15 protein-coding genes and 1 riboswitch are annotated in these 16,475 nt (G+C 68.2%); of the genes, 8 read left to right on the plus strand and 7 right to left on the minus strand.

The features are described 5' to 3' along the window. Window positions 1-21: 21 nt before the first annotated feature. Window positions 22-1,722: an MFS transporter gene (locus G6N49_RS20495; protein WP_235679554.1), complete on the minus strand. Its 1,701-nt coding sequence runs from the start codon at window positions 1,720-1,722 to the stop codon at window positions 22-24. Between the two features lie 139 nt (window positions 1,723-1,861). Beyond that, a riboswitch (TPP riboswitch) is annotated at window positions 1,862-1,970 on the plus strand. Between G6N49_RS20495 and thiD the strand changes: the two genes are divergently transcribed. The 5 genes from thiD to G6N49_RS20520 all read left to right on the plus strand — a co-directional run bounded on the left by thiD (window position 1,961) and on the right by G6N49_RS20520 (window position 5,873). Continuing rightward, window positions 1,961-2,809, plus strand: coding sequence for a bifunctional hydroxymethylpyrimidine kinase/phosphomethylpyrimidine kinase (thiD, locus tag G6N49_RS20500; protein ID WP_011557990.1), 849 nt, complete (start codon window positions 1,961-1,963; stop codon window positions 2,807-2,809). (Overlaps the previous riboswitch by 10 nt.) Beyond that, window positions 2,796-3,419: an alpha/beta hydrolase family protein gene (locus tag G6N49_RS20505; protein WP_011557989.1), complete on the plus strand. Its 624-nt coding sequence runs from the start codon at window positions 2,796-2,798 to the stop codon at window positions 3,417-3,419. Before thiD ends, G6N49_RS20505 begins: the two co-directional genes overlap by 14 nt. Before the next feature lie 10 nt (window positions 3,420-3,429). Then, complete coding sequence (locus G6N49_RS20510; protein ID WP_011557988.1) at window positions 3,430-4,047, plus strand: septum formation family protein; 618 nt, start codon at window positions 3,430-3,432, stop codon at window positions 4,045-4,047. Window positions 4,048-4,102: 55 nt separating this feature from the next. After that, entirely contained in the window at window positions 4,103-5,593 is a 1,491-nt protein-coding gene (locus tag G6N49_RS20515) for a flavin-containing monooxygenase (protein ID WP_011557987.1), read from the plus strand. Between the two features lie 13 nt (window positions 5,594-5,606). Then, window positions 5,607-5,873, plus strand: coding sequence for a DoxX-related protein (locus tag G6N49_RS20520; protein WP_011854484.1), 267 nt, complete (start codon window positions 5,607-5,609; stop codon window positions 5,871-5,873). On the opposite strand, the gene G6N49_RS20525 is transcribed toward G6N49_RS20520, so the two are convergent. Further along, on the minus strand, window positions 5,840-7,102 hold the full coding sequence (locus tag G6N49_RS20525) for a TetR/AcrR family transcriptional regulator (protein ID WP_225891789.1): 1,263 nt from the start codon (window positions 7,100-7,102) through the stop codon (window positions 5,840-5,842). The genes G6N49_RS20520 and G6N49_RS20525 overlap by 34 nt on opposite strands. A 119-nt stretch (window positions 7,103-7,221) precedes the next feature. Here G6N49_RS20525 and G6N49_RS20530 point away from each other — a divergent pair, with 119 nt between their 5' ends. The 3 genes from G6N49_RS20530 to G6N49_RS20540 are packed head-to-tail and all read left to right on the plus strand — an operon-like array spanning window position 7,222 to window position 10,125. Next, entirely contained in the window at window positions 7,222-7,560 is a 339-nt protein-coding gene (locus G6N49_RS20530) for a hypothetical protein (RefSeq protein WP_011557984.1), read from the plus strand. A 9-nt stretch (window positions 7,561-7,569) separates the two neighbouring features. Then, complete coding sequence (locus tag G6N49_RS20535; RefSeq protein WP_011557983.1) at window positions 7,570-8,817, plus strand: APC family permease; 1,248 nt, start codon at window positions 7,570-7,572, stop codon at window positions 8,815-8,817. Between the two features lie 6 nt (window positions 8,818-8,823). Further along, complete coding sequence (locus G6N49_RS20540; protein WP_011557982.1) at window positions 8,824-10,125, plus strand: uracil-xanthine permease family protein; 1,302 nt, start codon at window positions 8,824-8,826, stop codon at window positions 10,123-10,125. Between the two features lie 17 nt (window positions 10,126-10,142). Here the strand turns inward: G6N49_RS20540 and G6N49_RS20545 are convergent, their stop codons facing one another. The 5 genes from G6N49_RS20545 to G6N49_RS29280 form a co-directional block, all read right to left on the minus strand. Continuing rightward, the gene (locus G6N49_RS20545) at window positions 10,143-11,447 is read right to left on the minus strand and encodes a hypothetical protein (RefSeq protein WP_011557981.1); all 1,305 of its coding nucleotides are present in this window, start codon (window positions 11,445-11,447) and stop codon (window positions 10,143-10,145) included. Between the two features lie 489 nt (window positions 11,448-11,936). Next, window positions 11,937-13,376 (minus strand): M20/M25/M40 family metallo-hydrolase, encoded by a 1,440-nt coding sequence (locus G6N49_RS20550; protein WP_011854482.1) that lies wholly within the window; start codon window positions 13,374-13,376, stop codon window positions 11,937-11,939. Then, window positions 13,376-14,881 carry a M28 family metallopeptidase gene (locus tag G6N49_RS20555; RefSeq protein WP_011854481.1) on the minus strand — a complete coding sequence of 502 codons (1,506 nt, stop codon included), beginning with the start codon at window positions 14,879-14,881 and terminating at the stop codon, window positions 13,376-13,378. The genes G6N49_RS20550 and G6N49_RS20555 overlap by 1 nt, the downstream gene beginning before the upstream one ends. Before the next feature lie 36 nt (window positions 14,882-14,917). Next, window positions 14,918-15,916 (minus strand): HTTM domain-containing protein, encoded by a 999-nt coding sequence (locus tag G6N49_RS20560; RefSeq protein ID WP_011557978.1) that lies wholly within the window; start codon window positions 15,914-15,916, stop codon window positions 14,918-14,920. Then, window positions 15,913-16,470, minus strand: a complete 558-nt coding sequence (locus G6N49_RS29280; RefSeq protein WP_049771474.1) for a hypothetical protein — start codon at window positions 16,468-16,470, stop codon at window positions 15,913-15,915. The genes G6N49_RS20560 and G6N49_RS29280 overlap by 4 nt, the downstream gene beginning before the upstream one ends. Window positions 16,471-16,475: the final 5 nt, after the last annotated feature.

Genomic DNA, 16,475 nt, shown 5'->3' on the forward strand with positions numbered 1-16,475 from the left:
TGGGGGCCGCCCACCGGATGATCACGTTTGCTCGGCGTAACGCCCAGCGTTGAACAGCGACGCCACCGCGCCGATCAGCATCATCACCGCGGCGGCGACGAACACCACCACCAGTCCGGTGTGGAAGGGCTCGATGATCAGGTGCGGGAAGAAGGTCTGACCGGTGAGCACCTCGGCGTTGACGCCGGGCTGTTGCAGCGCGTGCGACGGCTCCAGGAGTTCGCCGATCGGGTTGTAGCCGAGGAACGCCGCGAACAGGCTGCCGACGGGCGGCGTGCCTGCGACCTCGTCGGCGACCGCCGCCGAGACGCCCTGCGCCTGCAGGCCTGCGCTCATGGCTCCGGGCAGCGTGTTGGCCAGCCCGACGATCATGAGCGAGAAGAAGATCCCGATCGACAGCGATCCGCCGGCATTGAAGAACGTGGCCCGCACCCCGGAGGCGGCGCCGCGCGCGCTCGCCGGCACGCTCGACATGATCCCGGCCGAATTCGGGGAGGTGAACACCCCGCCACCGACACCATTGAGGAAGATCAGCGTCGCGAAGAGCCAGTAGTCGAAGTCGACGGGGATCAGCACCAGCGCGACGAAGGTGGCACACATCAGCAGCATGCCGCCGACGGTGAACGGGCGGGCGCCGTAGCGGTCGGACAGCCACCCCGACAGAGGTCCGGCCACGAGGAATCCGAAGGTCAACGGCAGCATGTAGATCGCCGCCCACAGTGGGGTGGCCTCGAAGTCGTAGCCCCGCAGCGGCAGCCAGATGCCCTGCAGCCAGATGATCAGCATGAACTGCAGTCCACCGCGGCCGACCGAGGACATCAGCCCGGCGAGGTTGCCCATGCCGAACGCGGTGATGCGGAACAGCCGGATGTCGACCAGGGGTTGATCGACCCGCAGTTCGATGACGCAGAACGCCACCAGCGCCAGCACCCCGAAGGCGATCGCGCCGAGCACCCACGGGTTGCCCCACCCGGTGGGGGAACCGCCGTAGGGCTGGATGCTGTAGGTGATCCCGGTGAGCAGCACCGTGAGCCCGAGGCCGAGCGTCACCGCACCCGCCCAGTCGAGCCGGCCGGGGCTGCGCTCCCCCACCTCGCGCAGCGAACGCATCGCCCAGACCGTGCCGAGGACGCCGATCGGGACGCCCACCCAGAAGATCGCCTGCCAGTGCCATTCGGACAGCGCGCCGCCGATCACCAGCCCGAGGAATGAACCGGCGACGGCGGCAACCATGTTGACGCCCAACGCCATTCCGCGCTGATGCGCGGGGAAGGCATCGGTGAGGATGGCCGCCGAGGAGGCGATCAGCATCGCACCGCCGACGCCCTGGACCACCCGCCACCCGATCAGCCACCACGCGCCGGCGTCGAGGTCGAACGGTTGGAACGACAGCGCGAGCGCACACAGCGTGAAGATGACGAAGCCCAGGTTGTAGATGCGGACCCGGCCGAACATGTCGCCCAGCCGTCCGAACAGCACCACGAGCACCGCGGTGACCACCATGTATCCCATCAGCAGCCACAGCAGGTAGGTCACGTTGGCAGGCTGCAGGGGGTTGAGGCCGATGCCGCGGAAGATCGCCGGCAGCGAGATCAGCACGATCGACGAGTTGACGGTCGCGAGCAGCATCCCCAGCGTGGTGTTGGAGAGCACCACCCACTTGTAGAGGGGGTGGTCGCGATCGGTGGCGATCCGGCGCCGGCCGGTGAGCTCGGTTGTCATCTGCAGTCTCGTTCGTTTCGTATCCGACGGTGCGCAGCGACGAGCGGACGCCGCAGAACACATATATTATCTATACAAATAATCGGTCGGCAATTCGCGTTCGCCCCATCCGGCGTCTGCGCTAGGTTGAGCAACGCACCACCGACCACGCGGGAGCGCGCACCAGCGCGCTGAGAGGACGACTGGGGTCGTCGACCGTACGAACCTGACCGGGTAATGCCGGCGTAGGGAGTTTTCGATGACCGATACGCGATACCTGCCACTCGCCCCACCCGGCCAGACCCCGGCGCGGGTGATGACCATCGCGGGCACCGACTCCGGCGGTGGCGCGGGGATCCAGGCCGACTCCCGCACCTTCGCCATGCTCGGCGTCCACGGCTGTGTCGCGGTGGTCGCCGTCACCGTACAGAACTCCGTGGGCGTCAAGGGTTTCCACGAGATCCCCATCGACGTCATCACCGGGCAGATCGAGGCGGTGGTCTCCGACATCGGCATCCAGGCGGCCAAGACCGGGATGCTGGCCTCTTCGGAGATCATCACCGCCGTCGCCGAGACGTGGCGTCGCCTGCGGCCCGCACCGCTGGTCGTCGACCCGGTGTGCGCCTCCATGCACGGCGATCCGCTGCTGCATCCGTCGGCGCTCGACGCACTGCGCTCCGAACTGTTCCCCCTCGCCACCCTGGTCACCCCCAACCTCGACGAGGTGCGGCTGATCACCGGGATCGACGTCACCGACGCCGCCTCCCAGCGCGACGCGGCGCGGGCGCTGCATGCGCTCGGCCCACAGTGGGCACTGGTCAAAGGCGGCCACCTGCGCTCGTCGGCGTACAGCCCCGATCTGCTGTTCGACGGCTCCGAGTTCCACGAGTTCGGCGCCGACCGCATCGACACCGGCCACGACCACGGCGCGGGCGACACCCTGGCGGCCGCCACGGCCTCCGCACTCGCGCACGGCTACTCCGTCCCCGACGCGGTCGCGTTCGCCAAACAGTGGGTGACCGAATGTCTGCGCGCCGCATACCCGTTGGGCCACGGCCACGGTCCGGTCTCCGCGCTGTTCAGGCTGAGCGCCGATGAACCTCGATGACATCGCCGGCGTCGCCCACGAACCGGCGGGCACACCGCGCGGGGTGGTGCTGCTGACCCATGGCGCCGGGGGTAACCGGGACGCGCCGCTGCTGGTCAGGTTCTGCGACGAGTGGGCCGGGCGGGGTTGGCTGGCCGTGCGCTACAACCTGCCCTACCGCAGGCGCAGACCCAAGGGCCCGCCCTCGGGGTCGGCCACCGCCGACCGGGCGGGGGTGGCCGACGCGGTCGCCGCCGCCCGCGAACTCACCGACGGGCCGGTGATCGCCGGCGGACACTCCTACGGTGGCCGGATGACGTCGATGGCGGTCGCCGACGACGGGGTGGCCCTCGACGTGATGACGCTGTCCTCGTACCCGTTGCATCCGCCCGGCAAGCCCGACCGGGCCCGCACCGAACACCTGCCCCGCATCGGTGTGCCGACGGTGTTCGTGCACGGCACCGCGGATCCGTTCGGGAGCATCGACGAGCTCACCGCGGCGGCGGCGCTCGTCGCCGGGCCGACCGAACTCGTCGAGATCACCGGCGCGCGTCACGATCTGGGGTCCAAGGCGCTCGACGTGCCGAAACTGGCGGTCGACGCGGCGCTGCGACTGCTGGCCACCGGTTAGGGTCGAACACATGAGCATGCCGCCGGGCCCGCCACCCCCACCCCCCGGCCAGCCCCCGTACGGCCAGCAGCCCTACGGTCAGCCGGCCTACGGCCAGCCCGCCTACGGACAGCCGTACTTCCCACCGCCCCCGCCGCAGCCCTACGCCGAGATGCGGCCGGCCGGACCGCCGCCCCCGCCCAAGAAGAGCAAGCTCTGGCTGATCCTGGGCCTGGTGGCGCTGACCGTCGTCGTGATCGCCATCGCCGTGGTGCTCTTCGTGGTCCTGGTGGTGCGCGAGGGCACGGTGACAGCAACACAGGTGAAGTTGGGCGACTGCCTCTCCGAGATCCCGGACGGCAGTGAGGTCAGGACGCTCAAGACCGTCGACTGCGCCGAACCGCACGCCGGCGAGGTGTTCGCGGTGCTCCAGATGCCCGACGGTGACTTCCCCGGACAGGACGCGATGGTCGAGTACGCCAACCGGTGCGCACCCGAACTGGCGAGCTATTCACCGTCCGCGGTCACCGACGACACCGTGCGACTGTTCGTCCTCTTCCCCACCGACGAGACCTGGTCCGACGGCGACCGGGCGGTGACCTGCGTCGCAACCCTGAACCCGCCGCGCGCGGGTTCACTGAAGGGCTGACGCCGCCCAGGTCGGCGGCACGGGACCACTCCGATACCTGGGGTACCGTCTACTCATGACTTCGGAGCAGTACGACGCGGTCATCGTGGGCGCCGGATTCGCCGGAATCGGTGCCGCGATTCAGCTCAAGCGAATGGGCTACGCGAACTTCGTCATCCTCGACCGCGAGGACGACCTCGGCGGCACCTGGTACGTCAACCACTACCCGGGCCTGGCCGTCGACGTCCCCACCACCACCTACAGCTATTTCTTCGAGCCCAACCCGAAGTGGTCGCGGCTGTTCTCCACCGGTGCGGAGATCAAGCAGTACGCCGACGAGGTGGCCGACAAGTACGACGTCCGTCGCCACATCCGCTTCAACACGGCCGTCGAGGGCGCCCGCTGGGACGAAGAGGCGAAGCTCTGGCGCGTGGCGCTCGACGGCGGGGAGACGCTGAGCACCCGCTATCTCATCACCGCGACGGGGTTCCTCTCGCAACCGCGGACCCCCGACATTCCCGGCATCACCTCGTTCGAGGGCAAGGTCATCCACACCACCGACTGGGACGACAGCTTCGACCCGTCGGGCCGGCGGATCGCGATCATCGGCACCGGCGCCACCGCCGTTCAGCTGATCCCCGAACTGGCCAGGAACGCCGCCGACCTCACCGTCTACCAGCGCACCCCGATCTGGGTGGCGCCCAAGGTCGACATCCGGTTCTCCGAGCGCACCAAACGGCTGTTCGCGCGGGTTCCGCTGCTCCAGCGCACCGTGCGGCTGATCACCGACACGATCTACGAGGCGATGATCAACATCGGTGTCGTGCACTACAAGGTGCCGCTGTTCCGGCGCCTCAACATGTCGGCGATGGATCTGTGCAAGATCAACCAGTTCGTGGCGATCCGCGACAAAGAGCTGCGGCGCAAGCTCACCCCCGACTACGACATCGGCTGCAAGCGACCGACGTTCTCCAACAGCTACTTCCGCACGTTCACCAAACCGCACGTCCACCTGCAGGCCGACGGGATCGACCATGTCGAAGCCGACGGCATCGTCAACGCCGACGGCACCAAGACCGTCATCGACACGCTGGTGCTGGCCACCGGATTCGACCTGTGGGAGGCCAACTTCCCGGCGATCGAGATCATCGGCCGCGGTGGCCGCAACCTCGGGAAGTGGTGGCGCGAAACGCGTTTCCAGGCGTACCAGGGTGTGTCGATGCCGTATTTCCCGAACTACCTCAGCCTGGCCAGCCCGTACGCATTCCTGGGTCTGAACTTCTTCAACACCATGGAGTACCAGATGCGGCTGATGGACCGGCTTTTCAGCGAGGTGCACCGGCGCGGCGCCACGACGTTCGAGGTGACCGAGGAGGCCAACACCCGTTACCTCGATCGGATGACGGAAGCGCTCGGCAGTTCCCTGTGGACGCTCGGCAACTGCGCCTCGTCGCGGTCCTACTATTTCAACCCGAGCGGCGAACCGTCGCTGCTGCGCCCGATGTCGACGCGCGACGCCATCAAAGAGGCGTCCGAGTTCCCGCTCAGTGATTACCAGATTGCCTGAAAGAGGACCCTCTGTGCCGCAACAAGACAACCGTGCCGCCAAGCTGACCGGGCTGGCCATCGCCGGGACCGGACTGGCGCACTTCGTTCGCCCGCAGGTGTTCGAGCCGATCACCGTGGCGGCATTCCCGCAGAACACCCGTCGCCACATCTACACCAACGGCAGCCTCGAGACGGCGATCGGTCTCGCGCTGGCGGGCCGCAGGACCCGCAAATTCGGTCTGGCCGGACTGCTGGGATACGCGGTCTACTTGGCGGGCAACACCGTTCGCAAGCGGTAGCGGCCGAGCAGGGTCAGGTCCATCAACCCCGCAACGAGCGCGCGCGTGTAGGGCGAGTTGCGGTAGTGGACCAGCCTGCCCAGGTCGGTCGTGACCGCCAACGCCGCGTAGACAGCGAAACGGGCTTGTCCCGCAGTCCATTCCGGTCGCAACGTCACCACCAGGTCGGCCCAGGTCTCGACCGTCGAGCGCTGCAGGTTGCGCAGGATCTGCTGATCGGCCGGTGACATGTTCAGGCGTTCGGTGTAGTACACGTAGTCCAGTTCGGGCTCGCTGAACGACCTGGCCACGTGTCCGTCGATCAGCTTGGCCAGCGCCTCTTCGCGGTCGGCGGTGGTGTCGAGGATGGCCGACATCTCCGCCGACCAACGATCGGCCGACCGGCGGAACGCCCCGGCCAGGATGTCGCTCTTGCCGGAGAAGTACCGGTAGATGCCCGAGGCCGGCATGCCCGTGGCCGCCGCGATGTCCTCCATCGAGGTGTCGCGATAGCCCTTCAGGTTGAACAGCCGCATCGATTCCATCAGCAGCGCTTCGTATTTCGACCGGTGCGCGGCGGCGGTGGGTGCCGGGGGTTCGGGATCGTCGGGCAGGTCGGGAAACTCGGCGGGCACGAGCGCGACGACGAGTTCGGCGAGCAGTGGGCGGATCTGACCGGCGGGCAGCTTGGCCCGGTGGTCCACGATGCTGCCGAGCACACTGATCATCGCCGTCGACAACGTCCACCGCTGCCGGGAGTCGAGTTCCGGGCGCAGCATGCGCAGCGGTTGCTGGAAGCGGCGGTGCACGGTGCGGATCTGCGAGTCCAGGGTGGCCTGATCGTCACCGCGCAGGAAACGCGCCTCCCAGCGGTACAGCCCGCCGGATTCGCGATTGGCCAGCGCCGCGTCACACACCGCGGTCGCCAGGTGGACCAGGGTCCGCTCGGGGTCTTCGGTGATGTGGGCGCCGAACCCGTCGTCGCTTATCTCCCCGTCGACGAAGGCGGTGGCGTCGACCAGCTGCTGCCCGAGCGCCAGGACCGCGTCGCGGAACAACTCGTACTTGCCGGTGTAGTGCCGGTACAGCGCGGCCGCCGAGATGCCGACGCGTGAGGCGATGGCGTCCATGCTCACCCCGTGATAGCCCAGTGAGCTGAACGCTTCGGCCGACGCCCGGGCGATCTGGGCTTTGCGGTCTTTGGGACGGCGCCGAACACCGTCACCGCGGCCGGGCGGGGTGGGCGCCATGCCGAACACACTAATGCCGCACACCGCACAACTCGGTGCGACGGCAGAGATTGTCATTCGGTGTCGACGTGGGCTGAGAATGAGCGTTAACATCGTCGGAGCGTCTCGGAGGGGGAAGCATGTCGGCACGGGCCTGGTACATCGGCATCGGCGGCGCCATCCTGATGGCGATCGGCCTGTTCGCGCTGCGATTCCCGGTCCTGATCGACGGTTACGACCAGTGGGGCTGGCAGGTCGAGTGCGGTAGCGGATTCGTCGCCAACCTGACACAGGCCGAGAATGCCGCCGTCGACGGCACCGACTTCGTCGCCTCCTGCCAGAACGCGCTGCTGACCCGCCGGCTGTGGACCATCCCGCTGATCGCGGCCGGGGTCGTCGCCATGGTCGCGGTGTTGCTCACGGCAACGGTCGCCCACGAGGACGAGGACACGCTCGCCGGCGACCGGGAGACTTCCTAGCATCACGGTGTGAACCCACCCGGCGGGCCGGCGCTGTCGAGACGACTCGGTCTCGTCGACGCGATCGTCATCGGCCTGGGCGCCATGATCGGCGCCGGCATCTTCACCGCGCTCGCGCCTGCGGCGGCCGCCGCCGGTGGCGGCCTGCTGGTGGGGCTGGCCGTGGCGGCGGTCGTCGCGTACTGCAACGCCACCTCCTCGGCGCGCCTGGCCGCGCGTTATCCGGAATCCGGCGGCACCTATGTCTACGGCCGGGAGCGACTGGGCCCGTTCTGGGGATATCTGGCGGGTTGGGGGTTCGTCGCGGGGAAGACCGCCTCGTGCGCGGCGATGGCGCTGACCGTCGGCGTCTATGTCTGGCCCGGTGGCGCCCGCCTGATCGCGGTCGCCGCCGTGGTCGCGCTCACCGCGGTCAACTACGCGGGCATCCGGAAATCGGCGCTGCTCACCCGCCTCATCGTCGCGGTCGTCCTGGCGGTGCTGGCCGTCGTGGTGGTGATCGTCCTGGGGTTCGGGGATCCTGTCGGCGACCGGTTGGACTTCGGGGCGGACGTCACGGTCGGCGGCGCACTCCAGTCGGCCGGCCTGTTGTTCTTCGCGTTCGCCGGATACGCCCGCATCGCCACCCTGGGCGAGGAGGTATGCGACCCGGCGCGCACCATCCCCCGCGCCATCCCGATCGCGCTGGGCCTCACGTTGGCGGTCTACGCCGTCGTGGCGGTCACCGTGCTGGCCCAGTTGGGACCCGCGGCGCTGGCCGGCTCGACGGCGCCACTGGCCGATGCGGTCCGGGCGGCCGGGTTCCCGGGCTGGGTCCCTGTCGTGGGCGCCGGCGCCGCGGTCGCCGCGCTCGGCTCGCTGCTCGCGCTGATTCTCGGCGTCTCGCGCACGGCGCTGGCGATGGCGCGCGACCGTCACCTGCCGTCCGGGTTGGCCGCCGTGCACGCCCGCCACGGCACCCCGCACCGCGCGGAGGTCGCGGTGGGCGTGCTGGTCGCCGCGCTGGCGGCGACGGTGGATCTGCGCGACGCGATCGGCTTCTCGTCGTTCGCGGTGCTGATGTACTACGCGATCGCCAACGCGTCGGCGTGGACGCTCGGCGCCCGGGTGGTGCCGGCGGTCGGACTGGCCGGCTGCCTGCTGCTGGCGTTCGCGCTGCCGTGGACGTCCGTGCTCGCCGGCGTCGCCGTGCTCGCGGTGGGCGCGCTGGCCTATGCGGTACGCCGCGCGCGGAGCACCGGCAACGGTGCAAGATAGGCAACCGTGATCCCAGCCAAGACCGGTCGGTCGGCGAACTGGAAGTGGAAGCCCGTCGAAGCGCGCGCGGACGCCGATTTCGTCGTCGCCCCGGACGAGCGCCTGAGCTGGCCCCGCACCATCGGCCTGGGCGCTCAGCACGTGGTGGCGATGTTCGGTGCCACGTTCCTGGTGCCGGTGCTGACCGGCTTCCCGCCCGCCACCACCCTGCTGTTCTCCGGTGTGGGCACGATCCTGTTCCTGATCATCACGGGCAACCGGCTGCCCAGCTACCTGGGCTCGAGCTTCTCGGTGATCGCGCCCGTCACGGCGGCCGTCGCGTCGGAGGGCACGGGCAGCGCGCTCGGAGGCATCGTCGCACTCGGACTGGTGCTGATCGTCATCGGCGGCGTCGTCCACCTCGTCGGCACCCGCTGGCTCGACGTCACCCTGCCGCCGGTCGTCACCGGTGCGATCGTCGCGCTGATCGGGTTCAACCTCGCACCCGCCGCCAAGACGAACTTCGAGGCCGGGCCCGTCGTCGCCACCGTCACGCTGGTGCTGTTGGTCGCGACGTTGGCGTTCTTCCGCGGGATGATCGGCCGGTTGGCGATCTTCCTCGCGGTGCTGATCGGGTATCTGCTCGCATTGGCGATGGGCGACGTCGACACCTCGGCGATCGCGGCGGCCCCCTGGGTCGGTCTACCCGACTTCGAGGCGCCGTCGTTCTCGCTCGCAGTGCTGCCGATGTTCCTGCCCGCCGTGGTCGCGCTGATCGCCGAGAACATCGGCCATGTGAAGTCGGTCGGTCAGATGACCAGAACCGACATGGATCCGCTCATCGGGCGGGCACTCGCCGCCGACGGTGTCGCGACCACGCTGGCCGGTTTCGGGGGCGGATCGGCGACCACGACGTACGCGGAGAACATCGGCGTCATGGCCGCCACCCGCGTGTACTCGACGGCCGCGTACTGGGTGGCAGCGGTGGTGGCCATCGCGCTGTCGCTGTGCCCGAAGATCGGGGCGGCGATCTCGGCCACCCCGGCCGGTGTGCTCGGCGGCGCGACCGTGGTGCTCTACGGGTTGGTGGGCGTGCTCGGTGTGCGGATCTGGTTGACCAACCACGTCGACTTCTCGCTGCCGGTCAACCAGATGACCGCGGCCATCCCACTCATCATCGGCATCGCCGACTTCACTTGGCAGGCAGGCGAACTCACGTTCACCGGGATCGCGCTCGGCTCGATCGCGGCGCTGCTGGTCTACCACGGGATGCGCCTGCTGGGCCTGCGCACGAGCAGATCTGCCGAGCCCTCCACCTCCACCGTGTGAGGCCGGACGGAACGGCTCTACTCGGCGTCGCCCGACGTCGAGTCGGACCCCGAACCGCTGCCCGAGTCCGACCCCGAGTCGCTCTCGGACGCCGAGCCGCTGTCGGACGCCGGGGAACTTTCCGACTTCGCGGGCTTGCTCGCCTTGCCGGTGAGGCTCGCCGCGGCGTGCTTGAACCCGTTGCGGATGTCGTTGACGGCGCCTTCGACGCCCTTGCGAAGCTCGTTGAGCGGATCCGACTTCTTCGGCGTGACGACCTCGGATTCCGCGACGACCTCATCGACACCGGCCTCGACCGCAGCCGTCTCCTCGGCCACCGCCGTCGCGGGCTCCGTGGCATCGACCGCATCGGCGCTGAGGCTGACGGCTGAAACATCAGTTTCGGCAGCGGGTTTCGGGGCCTCGATGGCGTCCGATGCAGGCGCGACGTCCAACGTGATGGTCGTCAGCGCCGGATCGGTCACCTCCGAGCTCACTGTTGCCAACAGCGCTGGGCTCGGTGCGGGCGCGCCGATGGCTTGGGCGATCATGTCGCGGGCGCTCAGAAGCGCAGCGACGAGACCCTGGTCGTAGTTGTACGGCGGAGTGCCCGGGTTGAGGAGTAGGTCCAGCACTGCCGCGGTGACATTCGCACTACCGGTGGTGATCGCATTGACGAACCCCTCGGGATCTCCGGCTTCGGCGGCGGCGAGGAGCGCTTCGGCCGCTCCGCCGACGGCGGTGTTGAGCGCATACGCCGTCTGCAGGGGGAGGAGTCCGATGGTCAGCAGGAAGTCGGGGTCACCGAGTAGGCCGATCACATTTTGGGCGTTGACCAACGGTTTCTGGAGGACGCCCACGAGGTCCTGGAGGACCCCGTCCCCCATGAAGATGCTGTCCAGCAGCGGCCCGATGACCGGCGAGAGCGCGAGGTCGAACAAGGTGTTCAGCGCCAGGGTGATCTCACCGGCCGCGAACTGATCGAATGCGGTCTCGAGCAGTCCCGGGGCGGCCGCGAATGCCGTCTGGAAGGACTCCCCGAACACCCCGGCGATCTCGCCGAGCGTCTGGGCGCTGGCGACCTGGTTGGCCAGGATCTGCTCCAGGATCGGCGCGGGATTCGCGAAGACCCGCTGACCGAGCGCGCCGGTGTCCGCGAACGCCTTCTCGAAGATCGGCACGAAGAGCTCGATCGGGTTGACGAGCGCGTTGAGCTCGACGGCCGACGACGAGATCGCCGGCACCTCGACGTCCGGAATCGGCACCACTGGGCTGAAGGCGATGGCGCCGACACCGGCGAGGGCGACACCTGCCGACACGTACGAGCGAACAGCGGTCTGCATTGAATTCTCCTTTGCTCATCCCCACCCGAGCCTGAAACCTACCCGAGAGTAAGTTAAAAGCAAGTGTGAATTTGCATGTCAGGGCGTTGCGTTGCCGGGAACGCAGCGAAGTGATCGTCAATATCCGCAAAACGAAATTCGCTGGCGGCCTCCCGCTGGAAATGCCAACTTGCGAGCAGCTAACTACTTGCAAGCACAAGCACTCCCGTACCGTGCAAACTGTGGCGCACGTGGCCCCACCACCCGGGGCGAGTTCGCTACACGAAGCGGCCGCCGACTCGGAGCGACCATTACTCGTCGGTAACAGCTGCTGCTATGCCCTGGAGCACCTTTGCCCGCCCACTATGAACTGGCTCACACGGCGGGGTGACGGCTAAGGGCGCGCAGCGCGACCGGCCCCCGCCCAGCAACGAGAAGTCGACAAATCAGCCCCGTTGCCCAGTTCGCTGTCGTGAAGGGCGCTCGTGTACACGACGGATTCGGTGGTGTCTACGGCCTGTCACGGTCGCGTCGGTCGCGCGGCGGCACCCCGTTAACGCCCTCGATGGAGTGCGCATAGGTGCCGACCGCGAAGGCCACCGCCGGACCCATGATTCCCAGCGCGTGACGGTCCACGTTGTCGATGGTGTCGCGACGGGTGTGATAGTTCGGGTCGAACGCCGCGCCGGCCCGTCCGCCCCAGAGCCGCGCCTGCACCTCGGTCTTCTGTTGCGCCGCACCGGTGGTCGTACCGCCGAACGGCACGCCGGCGGCCAGAAACGAGTGGTAGTCGGTCCGGTCGCTCAGCGGCATGTCGGCGGGCCGCACACCCGCCTCGTTGAGGTATCCCGCGAGCAGGCGTTCGACGCCCGCCGATCCCTCCGGCACCGACACCGGTTCGGTGGCCGCGGATTGATCCCCGTCGTAGGTGAAGTATCCCGCGTTGGTCGACCCGAGCATGTCGAAGTTGAGGTACAGCGCGATGTCGTCGAGTTGTTCGCCGTCGAGGTCGCGGAGGTAGGCCCGTGATCCTTCGAGGCCGATCTCCTCGGAACCCCAGAACGCGAACCGCACGGCGTTGGCGACCCGCGGTGAACTACCCAGCTGCAGGGCCGTCTCCAGAACCGCGGCCACACCGGTGGCATTGTCGTTGATCCCCGGCCCGCTCGACACGCTGTCGAGATGTGCGCCGGCCATCACGACATTGCGGGTGTCGCCGGTCTTCGTCTGGGCCAGGACGTTCCGTGATTTCACCAGCACCGGCTGTCCGTCCAGACGTAACCGCACCGGTGCGGTCGTACGGCGCAGTGCGGCGTTCGCGTCCGAGTTGATGATCCCCACCGGGACGGTGAGTTCACGGTAGTACCCGGGTGTGAACAGCCCCGGTGGGCTGCCGCCGCCACTGCCGGTGACCACCAGCACCCCCACCGCGCCCCTGGCTACGGCGACGTCCTGCTTGACCACCACCGAGCACCCCGTGTCGTCGACCACCACGATCGAACGACGGACGTCGACTCCGCCGTAATCGCCGGCGCTGCAGCCGGCGGGCCGGCCCGGGCGCAGGGTGACCGCATCGAGGCCCTCGGGTCCGGTGTCCACCAGCAGCGACGCCTTCTCCACCGCATGAGCGCGGCCGTTCACGGTCAGCCGTGGTGCACCACCACGCGTGCCACCGTAGCGGTCGAACTCAGGGGTCTGAACATCGAAACCGCTGTCTCGCAGCAGATTGGCCACATAGTCGACGCTGGCGTCGAACCCCGCCGTCCCCTGCGCGCGGTTCCCGCCGTGACGTTCGGCGATGTCCTGCAGCGCCTCGAGGTGGGTGTAGAGCGCGTCGACGGTGACCTTGCCTGCCAGATCACCGCCCGTGACATCCGGCGGCGGGGCGGGTGACGAGCACGCCGCGACCAGCGCCGCCACCAGCGCTGTGACCGCCCGGCTGATGCGCATCAGGATTCGACGGGATGGCGCGTGCGGTCGTCACGGATCGGAATCCCGTTGCGGCCGCGCTGATCCTGGGCGTACAGCCCGACCGCGTACGCCACGCCGCCGCCGTTGATCTCCATCGCGGTGCGGTCGATGTGGGTGAGATCGTCTTCCTTCTTGTGATAGTTCGGATCGAAGGGTCGGTCGGCTTCACCACCCCAGCGCTCGGCCTGCTCCGGGGTCTTCTCCTCTTCGGCGCCGGAGAACAAACCACCGGCCGGGATGCCTGCGAGGGTGAAGCCGTCGTAGTCGGAGCGGCCGTCGAAGCTGGTGTCCTCGCCCGGTTTGCCCGCATCGTCGAGGTACTGCATGAGGGTGCGTTCGATGCCCGCCGACCCCTCCGGCACCCGAGGCGAACCCGCCTCGGGGTTCGGCGGTGCGGACTGATCGCCGTCGTAGGTGAAATAGCCGGGGTTCGGTGAGCCCAACATGTCGAAGTTGAGGTAGAGCGAGATGTCCTTGAGCTGTTCCTCGTTCAGCGACTGGACGTAATCCATGGATCCGAGCAGACCCTGTTCCTCGGCGCCCCAGAACCCGAAGCGCACCGTGTTGCGCACGTCGGGGTCGACACCCAGCTGCAAGGCCGTCTCGAGGATGGCGGCCACACCGGATCCGTTGTCGTTGATGCCAGGACCCTCCGGAACGCTGTCGAGGTGCGCCCCCACCATCACCACATCGGAGGTGGATCCGGTCTTGGTCTGGGCGATGACATTTCGGGTGCGATCTGTGCGCACACCGGCCTCCAGCCGCAGAGTGGTCTGCCCCGGAGCGTCGCGTAACTCGCCGCCGACCGCCTTGGTGACGCTGACGGCGGGGATCTTGACGTCGGTGTCGTCGCCGAGGGTCCCGCTCACCACCTCCCCGTCGACGTTGTTGACCACCACCAGCGCCACCGCGCCGCGTTGGGCGGCGACGGCCTGTTTGACCCCGAACGGGCATTCCCCGCGGTCGACCAGCACCACCGCACCCTGCACCGGCAGTCCGTCGTAGTCCGACGCGGTGCAGCCCGGTGAGTCTTCGACGCGGGCGGGCACGAGCGGACCTTCGACGCCCTGCGGCGCGGTGCCGATGGTGTACTCCAGCGCTTTGGCCTCGACGGCCCGCCCGCCGACGGTCAGCTGCGGCTTCTCGGCGAACGGCAGGCGTACTTCGAAGTCGGGGGTCTGCACGTCGAAACCCTTGTCGCGCAGGGTGTTGGCCACATAGTCGACGCTCGCGTCGTATCCCGGTGTGCCGAGCGCCCGGTTGCCGCCGTGGGCGTCGGCGATCTTCTGGAGTTCGTCGAGGTGGCCCATCATCGCGTCCACGGTCACCTTGTCCTTCAGTGCAGCGCCGAACTCCTTGGCTTCGGGTGCGGTCTCCTGGGTGGACGGCGCCGGCACCGGGTTTCCCTTTTCATCGTCGCCGCAACCGGTCAAGCCTGCCGTGACGGCCACTATCGACAGCACCGCCAGCATCTCGCGCACCATTGCATCCACGTTAGCGGCTGCAACTGTGGGCCAGGCTCAACCGCCGCTTCGCGCGAGGTCGCGGGTCATGTCCGCTGACCGTTGCCTCGAGTGGCGCCCGCTGTGCCTGCCACAGCGGGCGGCGCTCCGCTGGGCGAGTCGGTTGCCGAGCGCCTCCGCGCGTCCGCTGGGCAGGAACGCCAGGTACAGGACGAACATGGCCAGGCTGAACAACCCGATCGACATGCTGACGAAGATGCTCAGATGGAGGACCACCCCGGCGGCCAACACCCACGGCCGGCAGCGGCGGTTCCACACCAACAGCCCGATGGACAGTTCGATGAGCAGAGTCGACCAGCTCAGCACGTTCGAGACGAGCAGGTTGTCGGTGATCCACCGGGGAGTGGTGAAAAACAGTAAGTCGTTCTGCCGCAGCGAATACGACACGGCGGTTCCGTCCTGCCAGGTTTCACCGTGGAGTTTGGCGACGACTGTCGACACGTAGATGACCGACACCTGGATCTGCATGAGTCGGACGGGCCAAATCCGTCGTTGTTCCGCCGTCCAGAACGAACCGGTCCGCCTACGCTGGTCGAGCGACAGCGCGGCACCGGAGGCTGCGAGGGCGATGAACAGGGCCTCGACCCTCAACAGCACGTCACCGGCGTTCATCACGAACGGGTTGCGGCGCTCGAAGGACACGACCATGACGAAGACCAGGACCGCCGCCAGCCTGCTGTGCCAACCGACGGTCAGGGCGATCGAGGCCACCAGCAGCAGTACCCATCCGGCGAAGACCGCGTCGTCGTCCGGGAACACCCGGAAGACACTCCAGGTGAAGTCCGCGGTAGGAGGACGCGGGACGACGCCGTCGGTGCCGAAACGGTCGTGCAACCCGGGGTAGAGCGACACCGTCCAGACCATCATCAGGACCCCGAAAGCGATTCGGATGAAGCCGAGCGGATAGGCCGAGTCGTAGCTGAACCAGAATCGGCGCCAGGCCCGCGCCGAGTCGCCACCGGTTTGCCGCAGACGCGACCACAGGTCGGCCGTCACCGCGTCGCCACCGGATTCGGCGCATCGCCCGGCGAACGGGTTTGGGTGGGTTTGATCTTCTGGTCGAACAGCAACTTGCGCACCGTCTTCGGTTCGCCGTCACCGGGCAGGGGTAGCGTCTCGGTCTGTACCACCATCAGGACCCGCACCGCGCGTTCACCGGGCTCGGTCACCTCGCGGACGACGTACTTGGCCAGTCCGGGCCGCAACTTGTTGTGCCGGATCACTTCTTCCTTCAGCTTGCGCCACCGGTACCCCGGAAGTGAGCGATCGGCGTCGAGGCGCCACACGCGGTCTTCGCCGTCGCTCATGATGACGTGGACCTCGACCTCAGTCAGCTTTCGTGGCGGGTTCGGCGAGAACACGCCCCAGCTCTGGTCGAGACCTGTTGCCCGAGTGAGGGGTTGGAGCATCGGCGCGAGCGTGTCCTTGATCGCTGAATCCGGCAGCGATCCGACGACGGCGACGACGACGAGCAGCGCCACCATGACGCTGATGGCGATGTCACCGGCCCGTCTGGTCCTCGAAGCTGATTCACCCTCGTGCGTGGACATCGGCG

It is taken from the genome of Mycolicibacterium monacense (assembly GCF_010731575.1).
Classification (GTDB): domain Bacteria; phylum Actinomycetota; class Actinomycetes; order Mycobacteriales; family Mycobacteriaceae; genus Mycobacterium; species Mycobacterium monacense.